This window comes from Bacillus sp. FSL K6-0042 (assembly GCF_038006685.1).
GTDB classification, from domain to species: Bacteria; Bacillota; Bacilli; order Bacillales; family Bacillaceae_G; genus Bacillus_A; species Bacillus_A pseudomycoides.
The window spans coordinates 2,313,259-2,328,717 of the sequence record NZ_JBBOVS010000001.1 but is presented as its reverse complement, the minus strand read 5'-3'; the positions used below and the strand labels follow the sequence as shown (position 1 = coordinate 2,328,717).

14 protein-coding genes and 1 pseudogene are annotated in these 15,459 nt (G+C 35.8%); 12 read left to right on the top strand and 3 right to left on the bottom strand.

Going from position 1 to position 15,459, the window contains the following annotated elements:
* Nucleotides 1-3 precede the first annotated feature (3 nt).
* From MHH45_RS11940 to MHH45_RS11905, 8 genes are all read left to right on the top strand, one after another.
* A complete protein-coding gene (locus MHH45_RS11940; protein ID WP_016133151.1) occupies nucleotides 4-1,446 on the top strand; it encodes an aldehyde dehydrogenase family protein in 1,443 nt (480 codons plus the stop codon).
* A gap of 35 nt (nucleotides 1,447-1,481) precedes the next feature.
* Nucleotides 1,482-1,835, top strand: a complete 354-nt coding sequence (locus MHH45_RS11935; RefSeq protein WP_016113297.1) for a DUF3870 domain-containing protein — start codon at nucleotides 1,482-1,484, stop codon at nucleotides 1,833-1,835.
* A gap of 196 nt (nucleotides 1,836-2,031) precedes the next feature.
* On the top strand, nucleotides 2,032-2,172 hold the full coding sequence (locus tag MHH45_RS11930) for a hypothetical protein (RefSeq protein WP_016133150.1): 141 nt from the start codon (nucleotides 2,032-2,034) through the stop codon (nucleotides 2,170-2,172).
* Between the two features lie 110 nt (nucleotides 2,173-2,282).
* Nucleotides 2,283-2,540 carry a hypothetical protein gene (locus MHH45_RS11925; protein ID WP_077295161.1) on the top strand — a complete coding sequence of 86 codons (258 nt, stop codon included), beginning with the start codon at nucleotides 2,283-2,285 and terminating at the stop codon, nucleotides 2,538-2,540.
* Between the two features lie 341 nt (nucleotides 2,541-2,881).
* Nucleotides 2,882-3,820: a glutarate dioxygenase GlaH gene (gene glaH, locus MHH45_RS11920; RefSeq protein WP_077295163.1), complete on the top strand. Its 939-nt coding sequence runs from the start codon at nucleotides 2,882-2,884 to the stop codon at nucleotides 3,818-3,820.
* Nucleotides 3,821-3,894: 74 nt separating this feature from the next.
* Nucleotides 3,895-5,118, top strand: a complete 1,224-nt coding sequence (lhgO, locus tag MHH45_RS11915) for an L-2-hydroxyglutarate oxidase (protein ID WP_088093926.1) — start codon at nucleotides 3,895-3,897, stop codon at nucleotides 5,116-5,118.
* 356 nt (nucleotides 5,119-5,474) lie between these two features.
* Complete coding sequence (locus MHH45_RS11910) at nucleotides 5,475-6,926, top strand: MFS transporter (protein ID WP_077295167.1); 1,452 nt, start codon at nucleotides 5,475-5,477, stop codon at nucleotides 6,924-6,926.
* Between the two features lie 275 nt (nucleotides 6,927-7,201).
* Nucleotides 7,202-7,363, top strand: coding sequence for a hypothetical protein (locus MHH45_RS11905; protein ID WP_170927937.1), 162 nt, complete (start codon nucleotides 7,202-7,204; stop codon nucleotides 7,361-7,363).
* An 846-nt stretch (nucleotides 7,364-8,209) separates the two neighbouring features.
* On the opposite strand, the gene MHH45_RS11900 is transcribed toward MHH45_RS11905, so the two are convergent.
* Nucleotides 8,210-8,974 (bottom strand): CsxC family protein, encoded by a 765-nt coding sequence (locus MHH45_RS11900; RefSeq protein WP_340862337.1) that lies wholly within the window; start codon nucleotides 8,972-8,974, stop codon nucleotides 8,210-8,212.
* Nucleotides 8,975-9,553: 579 nt separating this feature from the next.
* On the opposite strand from MHH45_RS11900, the gene plsY reads away from it, so the two are divergent.
* The 3 genes from plsY (at nucleotide 9,554) to MHH45_RS11885 (ending at nucleotide 13,523) form a co-directional block, all read left to right on the top strand.
* The gene (gene plsY / locus MHH45_RS11895) at nucleotides 9,554-10,186 is read left to right on the top strand and encodes a glycerol-3-phosphate 1-O-acyltransferase PlsY (RefSeq protein WP_088094754.1); all 633 of its coding nucleotides are present in this window, start codon (nucleotides 9,554-9,556) and stop codon (nucleotides 10,184-10,186) included.
* Nucleotides 10,187-11,051: 865 nt separating this feature from the next.
* Nucleotides 11,052-12,701 carry a group II intron reverse transcriptase/maturase gene (ltrA, locus tag MHH45_RS11890; RefSeq protein ID WP_088094673.1) on the top strand — a complete coding sequence of 550 codons (1,650 nt, stop codon included), beginning with the start codon at nucleotides 11,052-11,054 and terminating at the stop codon, nucleotides 12,699-12,701.
* Between the two features lie 168 nt (nucleotides 12,702-12,869).
* The gene (locus tag MHH45_RS11885; RefSeq protein ID WP_088094412.1) at nucleotides 12,870-13,523 is read left to right on the top strand and encodes a serine hydrolase; all 654 of its coding nucleotides are present in this window, start codon (nucleotides 12,870-12,872) and stop codon (nucleotides 13,521-13,523) included.
* Nucleotides 13,524-13,818: 295 nt separating this feature from the next.
* Here the strand turns inward: MHH45_RS11885 and MHH45_RS11880 are convergent, their stop codons facing one another.
* On the bottom strand, nucleotides 13,819-14,016 hold the full coding sequence (locus MHH45_RS11880) for a DUF3955 domain-containing protein (RefSeq protein WP_088094411.1): 198 nt from the start codon (nucleotides 14,014-14,016) through the stop codon (nucleotides 13,819-13,821).
* 319 nt (nucleotides 14,017-14,335) lie between these two features.
* Here MHH45_RS11880 and MHH45_RS11875 point away from each other — a divergent pair.
* Nucleotides 14,336-14,656, top strand: a pseudogene (locus tag MHH45_RS11875) (recombinase family protein); the annotation flags it as partial.
* A gap of 207 nt (nucleotides 14,657-14,863) precedes the next feature.
* Here the strand turns inward: MHH45_RS11875 and MHH45_RS11870 are convergent.
* Complete coding sequence (locus MHH45_RS11870) at nucleotides 14,864-15,376, bottom strand: ferritin (protein WP_088094409.1); 513 nt, start codon at nucleotides 15,374-15,376, stop codon at nucleotides 14,864-14,866.
* Between the last annotated feature and the right edge of the window lie 83 nt (nucleotides 15,377-15,459).

Genomic DNA, 15,459 nt, shown 5'->3' with positions numbered 1-15,459 from the left:
GTAATGAGGTTTTTAAATTATATAAATGGCCAGTGGAAAGAGCCATCTACGAATCAATATTCGAAAAATTATAATCCGCATAACGGAGACGTGTTAGGGGAATTTCCACTAAGTTCAGCAGATGATACACAGGCAGCTATCGCATCTGCAAAAGAAGCTTTTCAAAATTGGCAAGGGCTATCGTTTCAAGAGCGGGCAAGTTATTTATGGAAAGCAGCAGCGATTTTAAAAGAACGAGTGGCAGAAATTGGTCAAGATTTAACGAGTGAAGAAGGAAAGACACTTGCCGAAGGAATCGGGGAGACGAAGCGAGCAATCAGTATTCTGGAGTACTATGCGGGGGAAGCAAATCAGCCGGTAGGAGAAATGATTCCTTCTGCAAATCCGAAAACGATGCTCTACAGCAAACGCGTCGCAGTGGGGCCAGTGGGACTCATTACACCGTGGAATTTCCCAATTGCGATTCCAGCATGGAAAATGGCTCCGGCGCTGATTTATGGAAATACGGTTGTTATAAAGCCAGCTGAAATTACGCCGAAATCAGTCTATCACCTTGTGAATGCTTTTCACGAGGCAGGAATTCCTGCTGGAGTTATCAATTGTGTGTTTGGCAAAGGTTCAGTCGTTGGAACGGAATTAACAGAAAATCCTGATATAAAAGCGATATCCTTTACTGGTTCGAATAGCGTCGGAAAAACCATTCAGCAAACCGCGATTGCAAGCGGGAAAAAGGTGCAGTTAGAAATGGGAGGAAAAAACCCATTAGTCGTATTAAAGGATGCTGATACCCAGAAAGCAGTCGATATTGTGATAAGAGGTGCATTTATGTCAACAGGACAAAAATGCACAGCGACAAGCAGAGTAATTATTGAAGATGACATTTATGAGGAATTTCGAAATGAGCTCCTGTTACGTACAAAGGCTCTTAAAGTTGGAAATCCATTAGAAAATGCTACGTTTATGGGGCCATGCGTATCCGAGAACCAGCAGCACTCTGTTTTAGCGATGATTGAAGTAGGAAAGAAAGAGGCTTCTTTACTTTGCGGAGGTAGCGCACCAGAAGAAGATGAGTTAAAACGAGGATATTATGTTCTACCGACTATTTTTGAAGACGTACCGCAAGATGCACGAATTGCGAAAGAAGAAATTTTCGGTCCTGTTATCTGTTTGTTTAAGGTGAACAATTATCAAGAAGCGATTCATTTAGCGAATGATACAGAATACGGACTGAGTGCATCTGTTTGTACAAATAATCTCAGCCTAGCCCAGCAGTTTATTGATGATATGGAAGTTGGAATGGTCCATGTCAATTCAGAAACAGCAGGAGCGGAGCCGCAAGTTCCGTTTGGCGGCATGAAAAATTCTAGCGATGGACCGCGTGAACAAGGAAAAACAGCTGCAGAATTTTATACACGAGTGAAGACAGTATATATCGATCAAGTATGAGTTATAGAATAAACACATAATAATGGGGGATGAACATGCGTAAAGGTACTTTTTTCATGGCAGGACACTCAAGACTTCCGAAAGGGATGGCTGTACGCAGTGTCTATGAAACATTAACAATTACAATAGAGGCAGATCTCAAATATCACGTTATTATTGAAGCGTCATGTACCCTTGCTACTGAACATGGGAGAGACTTTATTGCTCAAATGTTAAGAGGACATAGTTTACAAGATGGCATTGAAGAGATCACGCAAGAAATCTCGTATCATTATCAAGGAAAAGCACAAAATGCGATTATTAGCGCGTTAAAAGATTTGTACCGCCAATATACAAGCTATGTAAACGGCGAAAAGCCACAAGAAGAATATGAAGAAACAAATCTATAACAAACTGCCCGTAAAAGCCCGATTGGTTCAACTAATAATCAGTGGGGGATGAAAAATCCCCCACTGATTAAAGTTTCACTGTATCGCACTTTACTTTGTAAAGAACGTTCATAAACGAGAGCCAGTTATATTTCTGCTTATTTGGTGAGCGGAATATAGCTGGCTTTTTATTTTTAAAACATGAGGAGGCTAAAAAATGTCAAAGTTAAATCAAGGTGGAAAACAAAAAAGAAGATGTACGGAAAATGGTGTGGTGAAACCTTGTAACATGTGTAAAGCATGTGGCCGGGAGAAAGAAAATGAAAAGTACATGTCAAAGGAGAAGAAAGGTTTTTAAAATACAAGAATTATAATAAATAAATATAGTGCTAGCTCTTACCGCTTCATATACAATAAAAGTAGGATTGCTCTTCTACTAAAGGGCAGTTTTCAGAAGGAGGGAATGATATGGAGAAAATGAAAGTAGAGTTTGAAGTTAAAGGATTCGGTGAAGAAGAGCTAGTAAATGTTGATGGTGCTTATAAAAGTATTGAAATTGCAAGAGTAAATGGTTTATCAAAAGATACTACATTAGGTGAGTTGGAATCAATTTTACAAGCCATGTTTGATGAAGTTGAAAAAGATTATGAAAATCCACCACAATTCACTGGAAGAATTACGATTCGAGCAAAGAAAGAAAACGCTGAAATTAAGTATTATGGATAATGAAGTGTTAGGTGGATAAGAGTTAAACAACGACTTTATTATTTTTACACAGTACACGAACGATAAAATAACTGATAAAAACATATTGACAGTGTAAATATTTTGAATTATCATTTAATTATAAAATGATAAGATCCATACGAGAAATTAGCCTTCTCTATATCCGATCTTCATTTTCTGTTTTGCACATATTTTCATAAAAAAACTGTCTATTATTACTGTACTTTAAGAGATTAAAGAACACTCGTAATTTAAAGCCAGTTGTACGTTTTCTACATTTTTTACATTGTAGATGCGTATGACTGGCTTTTTCGTTTATTTAAACTAAAGGAGGAAATAAAATGTCAGTGATTACGAAACAAGAAGTGAAGATGAAGTTTGCAAAGAAATATGAGGGGTATGAAATTGTTCCTCATCCAGAACATAAACGGTTGTATCATATTGTATTAGATCAGCAATTGCTTCAACAATTTTTCGCAGAGGTAAAAGAACATTCGGAGCAATCCTTACAATATATTCCGTATTCTCGCTTTATCCTTGCTGATCAAATGAAAAAATTCTTTGGTGAATCGTTTATGGAAAATGTTCGTGGTATTATTCACGACCGGGAAACGGGCGGGTTTACAATTGGTGTACAAGGCGAAACGATAGATGCAGGAGACTACGTGAAATTTGCAACGGCATTAACACATTTAATTGGTACACCTAATTTTGATGCAATGACAGGAACGTACTACGCGAGGTTTAATGTGAAAGATACAGATGGCAGTGATTCTTACCTTCGCCAAGCATATCGATTATTTACTCTTCATACAGACGGGACATTTGTTGACGAACCGACAGATTGGCTCCTTATGATGAAATTTGAGGAAAAGAATGCGGTAGGGGGCGAATCACGTTTACTTCATTTAGATGATTGGGAAGGACTTGAGAAGTTTCGAAAACATCCACTCGCATCTGTCAAAATCACGTACAAAGCACCTCCAAGTAAAAACGCGCAGGAAATCGTCTATCGTGAAACATTTTTTGATGTAAACAATGCACCGTGTATTTGCTTTATTGATCAATTCGCTTATCCAGACAATATTGAACAGGCAACATATTTGAAGGAATTATCACACTCTGTGGAGAACTCTCCAGCAACGCATGCATTAAAATTACCAGTTGGAGATTTAGTTCTATTAAACAATCTATTTTGGATGCACGGGCGCGCTCCTTTTGAGAAAAACAAAGATTTATATCGAGAGCTTATGCGTCAGCGTGGTTGCTTTTCTAAATAATAGATGCGGCGGGTCTTACAATAAGGCCTGCCTTTCCTAATATAGGGGATACAAACATAAGGGGGAAGTTTTATATGTATGATTTTCTAATTATCGGCGGAGGAATTGTTGGCCTTTCAACTGGAATGGCGTTAACGAAAAAATTTCCTCATGCCAAAATCGCAGTCATCGAAAAAGAGGACGAACTTGCGCATCATCAAACAGGACATAATAGCGGTGTCATTCATTCCGGCATTTACTATAAACCGGGCAGCTATAAAGCGAAATTTGCGAAAGAGGGAAACGCAGCGATGGTTGAGTTCTGCAAAGAAAATGGCATCGCCTATGACATGTGCGGCAAGGTGATTGTCGCAACAGAACAAGAAGAACTTCCTCTTTTACATAACTTGTATGAAAGAGGTCTACAAAATGAGCTGAACATTTCTAAAATCGACCAAGGAGAACTAGCGGAAATCGAGCCTCACGTAAAAGGATTAGGAGCTATTCGCGTTCCTTCTTGCGGCATCGCCGATTATAAAGGAGTCAGTCATACATTTGCACGTTTTATTGAAGAAAGCGGAGGAGAAGTACACTTAGGCACAAAAGCAGAACATATCTTTGAGAAAAAAGACTTCGTTACAATCGAAACAAACAAAGGCGTCTTTGAAGCAAGATTTCTCATTAACTGCGCCGGATTACATAGCGACCGAATCGCCAAAAAAACAGGAATACTAACAGACATGAAAATCGTCCCGTTCCGAGGCGAATATTACGAACTCGTTCCAGAAAAGCGCCATCTTGTAAAACACTTAATTTATCCTGTTCCAAACCCAGACTTTCCGTTCTTAGGCGTTCATTTCACACGAATGATAAATGGGGACGTACATGCAGGGCCAAATGCAGTACTAAGTTTCAAACGCGAAGGCTACACAAAAAAAGACTTTGACATAAAAGACTTCATGGAAACAATGACATACGCCGGCTTTTGGAAAATGGCAATGCCAAACATGAAAGAAGGCATGAAGGAAATGATTCGTTCTTTCAGCAAACAATCCTTTCTCAAAAGCTTGCAGCACCTAATACCAGAACTTACAGAAAAAGACATCGTTCCGACTCATGCCGGCGTAAGAGCACAGGCCATTCTATCCAATGGAAACATGGTAGATGACTTCTGTATTATCCCGGGCATAAACTTTATGCATATTTGTAATGCTCCGTCTCCAGCGGCAACGGCTAGTTTGAAGATTGGGGAGGAGATTGTAAGTAAAGTGCCGGATGTGATTGTGGACCGAATTTCCTTGTCGAAAGCTACTTTTTGAAGTAGCTTTTTATTTTTTTTTTGTAAATAACAAAATTTGTTGAATTACGGATATATGTTGAGAAACAAGCGATATATTTGGAAAATAAATGGTATAGGAGAAGGATACTCAATATTTCTGTATGAAATATGAGGTATACGGATATTTTCGAAATATTTATGAGGTGTAAATCCCTCTATGAAAGCGCTTTATTCATTAACCTACAATCCATGTCGTTAGACAGGGAATTAATTTTATGAAACAATAATAACAGGTAAGGAGAGGGTGCTTTTCCTTAAGTGCTTCGTATTGAATTTATTCTATAAGAGAAAGTGTGCTTAATGATTTTAAATGAAATAAGGAGCTGTTTTTATTATATGCAACAAAAAAACGATTTAGATTTTGGACCTCAAGATGTTAATATTGTTAATCCTAAACAAGCTAGGAAAGCTGTTGTTGCCACTGGTATTGGGAATGCAATGGAATGGTTCGACTTTGGCTTATATGCGTATTTAGCGGTTATTTTAAGTCAATTATTCTTCTCTGGTGTCCACAATAGTGGTCTCCAACTTGTACTTACATTTGGTACATTTGCTGCCGCCTTTCTAGTTAGGCCGATTGGTGGTATTTTCTTCGGTAGAATTGGTGATAAATATGGCCGAAAGATTGTGTTAAGTACAACTATTATTTTAATGGCACTTTCCACATTATTTATTGCGCTACTACCAACCTACGAACAAATTGGAATTTGGGCACCGATTTTATTATTAGTTGCTCGTATGGTTCAAGGATTTTCCACAGGAGGCGAATATTCAGGAGCGATGGTGTATATCGCTGAATCTTCCCCCGATAAGAAGCGTGGTATACTCGGTAGTGGTCTTGAAATTGGGACGCTTTCTGGTTACATCGCCGCTTCGGTAATCGTTACCGTTTTGACGGTAGTGTTAACAGATGAACAAATGCTTAGCTGGGGATGGCGTATCCCGTTCTTAATTGCTGCGCCAATTGGTTTGGTCGGTTTATATTTACGCCGTCATTTAGATGAATCTCCTATATTCCAAGAGATGGAAAAAGCGCAGAGAGACTCTGAAGAAGATGAACAAATTCCGTTTATTGATATTTTGAAATATCATAAAAAAGACTTTCTTTTAAGCACAGTAATTGTTGCCTTCTTTAATATTACAAACTATATGATCCTTTCTTATATTCCTTCTTATCTAACACAAGTATTAAAAATCAAAGAAACGACTGGTTTAATCATTATTTCAATTACGATGGCACTCATGATTCCACTGGCGCTTTATTTCGGGAAATTAAGCGATAAAGTTGGTAATAAACGTGTAGTACAATTCGGATTACTGGGTTTGACATTATGTTCAATTCCTGCCTTTTTACTAATCGGTAATGGACATATTGTGGCTATTTTTATAGGTATCTTTATTTTAGGTTTCTTCCTTAGTTTTTATGAAGGAACATTGCCTTCCTTATTACCATCTCTCTTTTTCACAGATGTACGTTATCGTGCACTCTCGATATCATTTAATATCTCCGTATCCATATTTGGTGGAACAACACCGCTCGTATGTTCATATTTAGTTCATGCTACTGGAAATGCACTTGCACCCGCATTTTATTTAACTGGTGTCAGCTTAATCGGCTTAATTGTATTTAGCCTACTATTTATAACAACGTCAGGTCGTGCATTGAAAGGTTCGTACCCGACTGTAGAAACGAAAAAAGAAGCACACGAAATAGCGAAGCAAGACCCAGAAGAAGCACTTTGGTGGCATGAAGAATCTCTGGAAATTGAAGCAGAGAGACAATTGTAATAATGATTGTTTGAATTTTCAATATAAAAAAAGACTCCTATTAAAGGAGGCCACTGAATACAAAACAAGAAAGGTGACTTTTCATTCAATTTTGAACGAAAAGTCACCTTTCTCTTTATTCTGTTTCACTTTGTTTCGTTCATTTTAATTATATGAAATTTTTTGTTTGATTCTATTGTTCAGCTTAAAATTTATACTCTCTAAATGGAAAAAGATGAGTATAATCAAGTTGTGTAGAAAAATGTGAAATTTGAAAGGAAAGGGCGGGGATAGTGATGCAGTTAGAACAACAGGATTTGTTTAAAGGGGAAAGAGTTGTTATGGAGCGGAAAGCGAATGCAATTATTGATTTTAAAGACTTTGGTATGAAAAAAAATAAATATAGTCCTTTTAGAAAACACGAAGCGATTGGCGGAAAGTTATATGTAACAAACTAGCGTCTTATTTTCAAATCACATGCTATAAACCGTGTAAGGGGTATGTACAGTATCCTACTACCTACGATTCAATTCGTTAAGGATGCTTCTGTTCTTGTAGGGGTTCTGCCGCATACCCATCAAGCTAAGATTTTAAAATACCATGCCCATCAACCTAATATTTTGGAGTACCCCAAAACAAAAATTTTATCTCACTACAGTTGTCTATGAGAATTCAGTTCATTTTTTTGTTTTAGGGAACAATTAATTTCCAATACATGTCTTAATGCGAAAATGTGATATTTCGTTGCCCTCTATATGTAATATTGTATATAAATATATATAAATATATATTGATATAAATGTAAGTGCTTACTGTAATAAGAGTATAAAGATTTACCACATCTTAATACTCAAAAAAGAGGAGGAAATAATATGGCAATCGCAATGGCAGTTTTATCATTTTTAGGTGGAGTACTTCCATTAGTAGGAGAACTTTTAAAAGCAGTAATGTAAGTTCATTATTCCGCAATTATTTATAAAAATTATCATACCTTAATACGAAAAAAGAGGAGGAAATAACATGGCAATCGCAATGACAGTTTTAAAATTTGTAGGTGGAGTAATTCCATTCGTACAAGAGCTTTTAAAAGCATTTATGTAAGTTGTTTATTTCGCAATTATTTATAAAAATTATCATACAAATGATCTGTATATCAAAGATGAATTGATGTGCAGATCATTTGTGTGAGCAATCTTTAAATAAAAAAGGAGAATCCCAAAAAGAATATGGGATTCTCCTTTTTTAGTGCATGAAATGTTGCAAAATAACTGACTTGATTTAAGAATATTAATGGGAATTTTTAATTAGCAGCTAGATTGTCCAGTTGTTCCACCAATTCTTACTTGTTGAGTTTGTAATACTTTCAAAGTAAGATCAAGAACGATTTTTTCACGTAAGTGGTCAAATGCTTTTTCATGAGGTTTACCACATGATTCTCCATGATGTTTATCATGATCATTATGACATGGTGAGAAGTCAAGCTCATAAAATTCTGCACTAATTATTTCACAAAATGGTTGTTCATTATAGAAAACATTATTTTCAAAGAAGAATTTGTCTAAACGAGGAACATCAGTGTTTTTTGGATTAATAAAACGAGCTTTATTTTCTGAAGAAAAAGCTATGATTGGGTTAGAAGAAAAGTCATTTCGAGTTAAGTCAGCAAAACCAGAGAATCGAACCTTTGCAATTTTATCATGAATCACGCCATTGCAGTCTTTAGCAGCATATTCAATATTTTTACGAATAAAACCTTCTACAAATAATTTTGCTCTTGTTACTCGTAAATACCCTGTTCCATCAATTGGTTCATATTCAACAGGTACTAGTTTACATTGTTGTAAAAATACATCTTTTAATACTCTTTTAATTTCTACTGCTGGTGGACAAAGTGGGATATTTGCTTCTACTACAATTTGAAGTGTTCTTTCTGCTAATACAACTGGAATTTTAACTATTGGATTTCTTGTAAGAAGAGGCGTTGCTGGAGTATCACTGAATGGAATTTGTGTTTCCGCTTTAACCTTACAATCTTTATGGTGATTGTTTTTGTTTTCTTGTTCACTCAATTAAAAAACCTCCGTTTATTTTTGTTTTTTGAGTGTTTCCATACCTACTTTAATATGATATTTAATATATCTATTTGTGTGCGGGCTTGTATAATAGTTATTTTTCTCATTTTGAAATAAGAAAAACTAAATTAGATTACTTAAAATTCATTGCACTATATTGAATAGGACAGCATATATTATAGTGTGGAACGAGCGTCGGACACTTGTTTTACACTTATATATAATTAAATAAATCTCCTTTTCTTATTATAGGGGTAGAAGGAGCAATCGTACCGTGAAGTGAAAAGTAACTTACATAAAATGTAATAACCCATTCGATTCCGCATGATTCAAGCAATGATTTTAATAGATATTTACCAAAAACCATAATTTTTGTAACTAATTCAATTATTATTAAGATGCCAGAATTTTCTTGCGCTGAGGGTTATTTTGACCAATAACGAGCCTTTTTGGATACTACCGATAATGAGACGTTATGTTAACCAAGCATGTATACGATATTCATAGTTTGCTACATACTATATTCTGATAAAATGAAATAAAAGAAAATTAGAATAATTTAAAGGGAGTAGAGTGATGATTGATATTTTTAAAATTTTTGCGGCCTTAGCTTTGGGATACTTTTTAGGCAGCCTTAATACAGCGGTGATTGTAGGGAAAATATACGGAAAGGACATAAGAAACCATGGAAGCAAAAGCGCCGGGCTTACCAATACCCTGAGGGTACTTGGTAAATCTGCTGCAGTATTTGTTCTTGCTGGAGATATATTAAAAGGGATAATTGCCTGTTTTATAGGATTGTTCCTTAGCGTTTACTTTTATTCAGAAGAGGCTAAAGATTGCGTAAGCCTTTTAGCGGCAGGCGCAGGAGTGATTATAGGGCATAACTGGCCGATATATTTTGGTTTTAAAGGGGGCAAAGGAGCACTTACGGGAGTAGCTGTGATGTTTATGATCAACTGGGTTATGGCCATTTTATGCATTTGTTTTTTTGTGATGATAGTAGTTTTTACCCGTTATGTTTCTTTAGGCACAATATGCGCTACAATGCTTTTTGCAGCTATCTCATTCGTTCCAATTTTTGGGAATACCATATATTTTTATATATTTGCTTTCCTAATGACGTTTATAGTTATTTTCAAGCATAGAGAAAATATAAAAAGGTTACTTTCAGGAACAGAAAATAAACTTATTTTTTCGCGGCGTTGAGCATGTCGTCAAAATGGAAAAAATTTAAAGTTAGTTAACCGTTTAAAACAAGAGACCACATTACAACTTCCAATAACGCATGTTATATTAACTAAATTAGCTTAAGATTAAATCATTGGAGGAAAAAGCATGAAAAATAAAATACCTCTAATAACATTCATTTTAGCTGCTTTATTTGTAGCTGGAGGTTTTGCATTCTTCTACTGGATCAAAACATTCCCATTCAACTAAAGAAGCCTAACTACCAATAACGATGATTATGGTGCGACAAGAAGTTGCATTCCCACAGTGTAGCTTACGCTACCCCTCTAGACGCAAAGAAGGTCTCCATCCGAAACTGTATTTCTGGTAACGGGAATGTAGGTTGCATGAGGAAATGCGGAAACAGAGGACAAATGCATGGTCCGGAACACTGCTAGGAGAAGATAGGTATGGTAAACGAGAGTGAAGGTTTGTAAGCTTCGTAAACGTTAGCTCAAGATAATGCATGGCTTTGCTTGGGTATTGGCAAGAGGAAAAGTAGGGTCATAATACTACTGTGCTGCGTCCCGCATCTTGCTCGGAGTAAAGAACCTGCCTAACCCTATCGCATCTGTGGAATGTGGAACTTGGTAAGCCCTATGTTATCTGTATAAACAGTAGAGAGATCGAAAGGTCAAACGATGTAACAGAGGGTATGGGATATGGGAGAAAGCAAATGCCGTTATACCGAAAGGTAACAGGAAAGCAAAAAATGTATAACTGAACGGATACTGTCGTCCTTTTGGACACATTATGACAGACTTGAAAGAGGGCCCACTTCCCATAGGTCTTCAACACATAAATACATTTGTGGTTAACTTCTGATGAAAAGGAGCGTGCAGTTATGAACACCTCAGAAAGAGCGTCGGCGCACGCTTCATATACAAATTGGAATTCAGTAGATTGGCATACAGTCCAAAAGTATGTGATGAAGCTACGACAAAGAATTTATCGTGCCGAACAACAAAAGAAACTTAGAAGAGTCAGGAAACTTCAACGATTACTCCTACGGAGTGAAGCTAACTTACTGTTGTCCATTAGAAAAGTAACACAACAGAATAATGGAAAGCGTACCTCTGGAGTAGACGGTTATACAGCACTTCATTCTGGCAAAAGAAACGAATTATACCGACAGCTAAAGAGGCTCAGTATATTTCAACATCTTCCCAAGCCAGCGAAACGAACCTATATCGCTAAGAAAAACGGAAAACTGAGACCTCTCGGTATTCCAACTATCAAAGACAGAGTCTATCAAAATATGGTGAAAACGGCGCTAGAACCGCAATGGGAAGCACGATTTGAACCCGCCTCATACGGGTTCCGACCGAAGCGGAGTACACACGATGCCATTAGTAATATCTTTAATAAGATTAACACAAACAGTAAGAAAAAGTGGATATTTGAAGGTGATTTTAAAGGATGCTTTGACCATCTAAGTCATCATTGGATACGAAAACAAACTTATAGTTTTCCAGGAAAAACACTGATTCAGCGATGGTTGGAGGCTGGATATATAGATCAACATTCTTTCTCTGAAACAAAGGAAGGAACTCCGCAAGGAGGAATTATATCCCCGCTTCTAGCTAACATTGCATTACACGGAATGGAGGAGGAACTTGGCGTTATATATCGAAAGACATATAAATTCAATGAAAGCTACACAATTCATCCTAAATGCAAAATAGCGATTGTTCGATACGCGGATGATTTCGTTGTCTTAACAGAAACGAAACAACAGGCTCAATCCATATATGAAAAGATACAACCGTACTTGAATAAAAGAGGACTTGAGCTGAGTATTGAAAAAACAAAGGTGACTCACATTGAAGAGGGATTTGATTTCCTAGGTTTTTCCGTACGTCAGTACAAAACGTGGCAAGGGAATAAATTACTGATTAAACCCAGCAAAGATAGCGTTAAGAAGGCAAAGGAAAAGATAAGGGATACGTTCCGCATCATGAGAGGACAGCCTATTAGGGAACTCATTAAAGTGTTAAACCCAATTATTAGAGGGTATGGACAATATTGGAGACATGTCGTATCTCAAAAGACATATGATAAAATCGGTCATTATATTTTCGAGAAAATATGTAAACATCTTATCCGATTGCACCCTAAGAAATCATGGAAATGGATAAAGAAGACTTACTTCAAAAAGCCTCATCACGGAGGCAAGAAATCTTGGACTCCGACCTGTCCTCTAACAAATATCCAGCTCTTACAAATGCCTTGGTTTAAAATCAAACGGCATGTGATGGTCTTATATAAGAACAGTCCCGATGACCCTACTCTTAAAGAATACTGGGAAAAGCGAGACCGTAAGGTCTTTGATGGAACTAATACCTTAGATAGAATTAAACTGGCGAAAAAACAAGGGTATCGTTGTGCGTTATGCAGACAACCACTACAAAATGGAGAAAAGGTTATTATACGTGATTTACCAGTACACTCAAATAAGGTTACAAAGCTAGTACATGTACCTTGCGTCAAGTAAGAAGTTGTTTGGATAAAAAGAAGGCTTGAGCCGTATGACGGGAAAGCTGTCACGTACGGTTCTTAGGAGAGTTAGAGGCAGTGATGCCCCTCGCTTATCCGACTGAACTAAAAAATATATTGATTCTAAGCATTGCGTAAAAAATAGAAGTTGGAATAGGAGAGAGCAATGATTTTAAAGAGTGAGATCACACAGTTAATACCGTCAAATGTTAAATTAGGGTTTTATTTACTAGATACTAAAACAAAAGAGCAAATAGTGATAAATGAAAATGATTGGTTTCCATTAGCAAGCGTTTCAAAATTAATTACAGCCATTTTCGCTTTAGCTAAAAATGCCAATATAAAAAAAGAAGATATTTTTAATGCCATCAGTAAGCATTGCGGTAGTTCTTATAAAAGGTTATTGGAAAAAATATCAAGTGAAGAAATAAATCGCCAACTTGTAGAGTTAAATATAGAAATAAAAGTTGATGATGATAATAAAGACATAGCCAATAACTTAGGTACTCCTAATGGAATATATAAAATCTTGTCACTTTTATTAGAAGGAGAACTTTTGGACAGTATTTCTAATCATTTGATTATAAAGAGCTTAGAACAACAAAATGATGAAGATGGTTTTAAGTTAAATAAACATTATAATTGGTATCATATGACTGGTGGTCTCGATGGGGTCTGTAATGACATAGGATATTTCAAATTTAAAGATAGAAAGATTATTGTAATAGGTCTAATTAAAACTACTGATACAGATGTTGAATGGTATCACCTTGAAGAGACTTTACAAAAAATAGGAAGAATAATAGTGAGTAATTACTAATGATACAGATTATATGAACGAAAAATCCCTTCAGATCTTCTGAAGGGATTTTTTTAGGTTTCTAGATAGATTGGCTGCTGATAAGTTGTTTTATGAGAACTAGTAGTATGTATCCATAACTTGCTTATTTACAGCATTTCGAATGTATACTTTTGTTTTGTGTTTTGAGGATATCAGAAGATTTGAGATGGGGTCAATGTTTTCAGGTATTTGAATGTAAACAAATATTTAAAAGTTTACTTTCAAAACAAGAGGGAAACATAAAAAAAGAGCCTTATTAAGGATCTTTTTTTATCTACTTGTTAACTTTTTTCATTTTACTTACCAAAAGACTAATTATACTGATAGCTAAAAATACATAACCCATTGGTAGTAAATAGAATGGTTCTACAAGAGTGCCATCCGATGCAACTTTAGATCCGATAGTATTATAACTAACTAGAGATCCTATCCCTAGGATAAATGGTATTAAAGGTAAAATATATTTTTTCATTTTAAAACCTCCACATGTAAGAGCTATTTGATATTAAAATAAGTGATTTTATGTATTTCTTATACATTTATTATCACATTGAAATAGTAAATGAACTATCTAATAACCTTACATAAATATGACAATCTTGTAAGATTTCATAAATGGGGTAGCGTCAGGATTATGCGGATTTACAACGATAACGAAACAAACCTAGTCATATTAAGGGTTTGAAAGACTTGTATCAATAGAGTGTACTCTATTGATATAAATGAAGTAGACTGAAAAAATCATAGTTAGGAGTGTCTCATAAGACTTGTATCAAAAATGAGGTGATATTTTGCGGAAAATCGGTTATATACGTGTCAGTTCTACTAGCCAGAATCCTTCAAGACAATTTCAGCAACTGAACGAAATCGGAATGGATATTATTTTTGAAGAAAAAGTTTCTGGAGCAACAAAGGATCGCGAACAACTCCAAAAAATGTTAGAGGATTTACAGGAAGATGACATTATTTATGTTACAGACTTAACTCGAATCACTCGCAGTACACAGGATTTATTTGAGTTAATCGATTGCATACGGAGAAAAAAGGCCAGTTTAAAATCATTAAAGGATACCTGGTTAAATTTATCAGAAGATAATCCATACAGCCAATACTTTTTCAAAAAAGCGTTTGGCTGTTATGGTATCTCTTGATGTATTTAAACAGTATTATGTTCCATTAATAATTCTAGGGAGGGTTTTATGTCAAAATATTGATGATACTCCATATACACATTCTTCAATTGGCTTAAATTAGTTTTGCATGCATCTTTAGGCATGAAGTTTGAGTCATTTCCAATGTTCAAAAGAAAGATTTGATTTTTATCCGTTTGCTTCTACTGCTCCACCGTTCTTCCTTTGTCCCAACTCTTGATCTAATAACAATAAAGCAGCTGGATTATCCTTTGCTATTTTTAACCGTTCTACGATGGTTAAGGTTTGATTTTCCTCTTCAATTTGTTCCCTTAAAAAATCTAGAATAATAATCAGGGTTTGAGAATCTACTTGAGTAATATAATCATAAGCTTGCCGGTATGCGTTTGTTACAAAACGTTCATGTTCTAACGCCTTCTCAAAAGTTTCTAGTGGTGTACCAAAATCTGCAGATTGTGCTGGTATTGCAAGTATTTGTACGATTCCATCTTTTCCTGCTAAGTAATCAATAAGCTTCAACATATGTTTTCGCTCTTCGTCCGACTGAAGCTTTAGCCAATGTGCCATACCAGTATAGTTTTTACGATTCGCATCGGCAGACATGGCTAAATAGATGGAAGACGATAAATTTTCGAGTTGAATTAAATTATTAAGCAGCTTTTGAACTTCTTCCTTAATCATTTGAATCACACCTTTTAGTTATTTGTCACAAAGTATCTTATGAAACTATTTTTTATACGGTTAATAACTAAGGTTTCTATTTG

Excerpts from the sequence above, each read along its gene's own strand:
- MHH45_RS11940 (WP_016133151.1), top strand. The coding sequence starts at position 4 with ATGAGGTTTTTAAATTATATAAATGGCCAGTGGAAAGAGCCATCTACG.
- MHH45_RS11935 (WP_016113297.1), top strand. The coding sequence starts at position 1,482 with ATGCGTAAAGGTACTTTTTTCATGGCAGGACACTCAAGACTTCCGAAA.
- MHH45_RS11930 (WP_016133150.1), top strand. The coding sequence starts at position 2,032 with ATGTCAAAGTTAAATCAAGGTGGAAAACAAAAAAGAAGATGTACGGAA.
- MHH45_RS11925 (WP_077295161.1), top strand. The coding sequence starts at position 2,283 with ATGGAGAAAATGAAAGTAGAGTTTGAAGTTAAAGGATTCGGTGAAGAA.
- glaH (WP_077295163.1), top strand. The coding sequence starts at position 2,882 with ATGTCAGTGATTACGAAACAAGAAGTGAAGATGAAGTTTGCAAAGAAA.
- lhgO (WP_088093926.1), top strand. The coding sequence starts at position 3,895 with ATGTATGATTTTCTAATTATCGGCGGAGGAATTGTTGGCCTTTCAACT.
- MHH45_RS11910 (WP_077295167.1), top strand. The coding sequence starts at position 5,475 with ATGCAACAAAAAAACGATTTAGATTTTGGACCTCAAGATGTTAATATT.
- MHH45_RS11905 (WP_170927937.1), top strand. The coding sequence starts at position 7,202 with ATGCAGTTAGAACAACAGGATTTGTTTAAAGGGGAAAGAGTTGTTATG.
- plsY (WP_088094754.1), top strand. The coding sequence starts at position 9,554 with ATGATTGATATTTTTAAAATTTTTGCGGCCTTAGCTTTGGGATACTTT.
- ltrA (WP_088094673.1), top strand. The coding sequence starts at position 11,052 with ATGAACACCTCAGAAAGAGCGTCGGCGCACGCTTCATATACAAATTGG.
- MHH45_RS11885 (WP_088094412.1), top strand. The coding sequence starts at position 12,870 with ATGATTTTAAAGAGTGAGATCACACAGTTAATACCGTCAAATGTTAAA.
- MHH45_RS11880 (WP_088094411.1), bottom strand. The coding sequence starts at position 14,016 with ATGAAAAAATATATTTTACCTTTAATACCATTTATCCTAGGGATAGGA.
- MHH45_RS11870 (WP_088094409.1), bottom strand. The coding sequence starts at position 15,376 with ATGATTAAGGAAGAAGTTCAAAAGCTGCTTAATAATTTAATTCAACTC.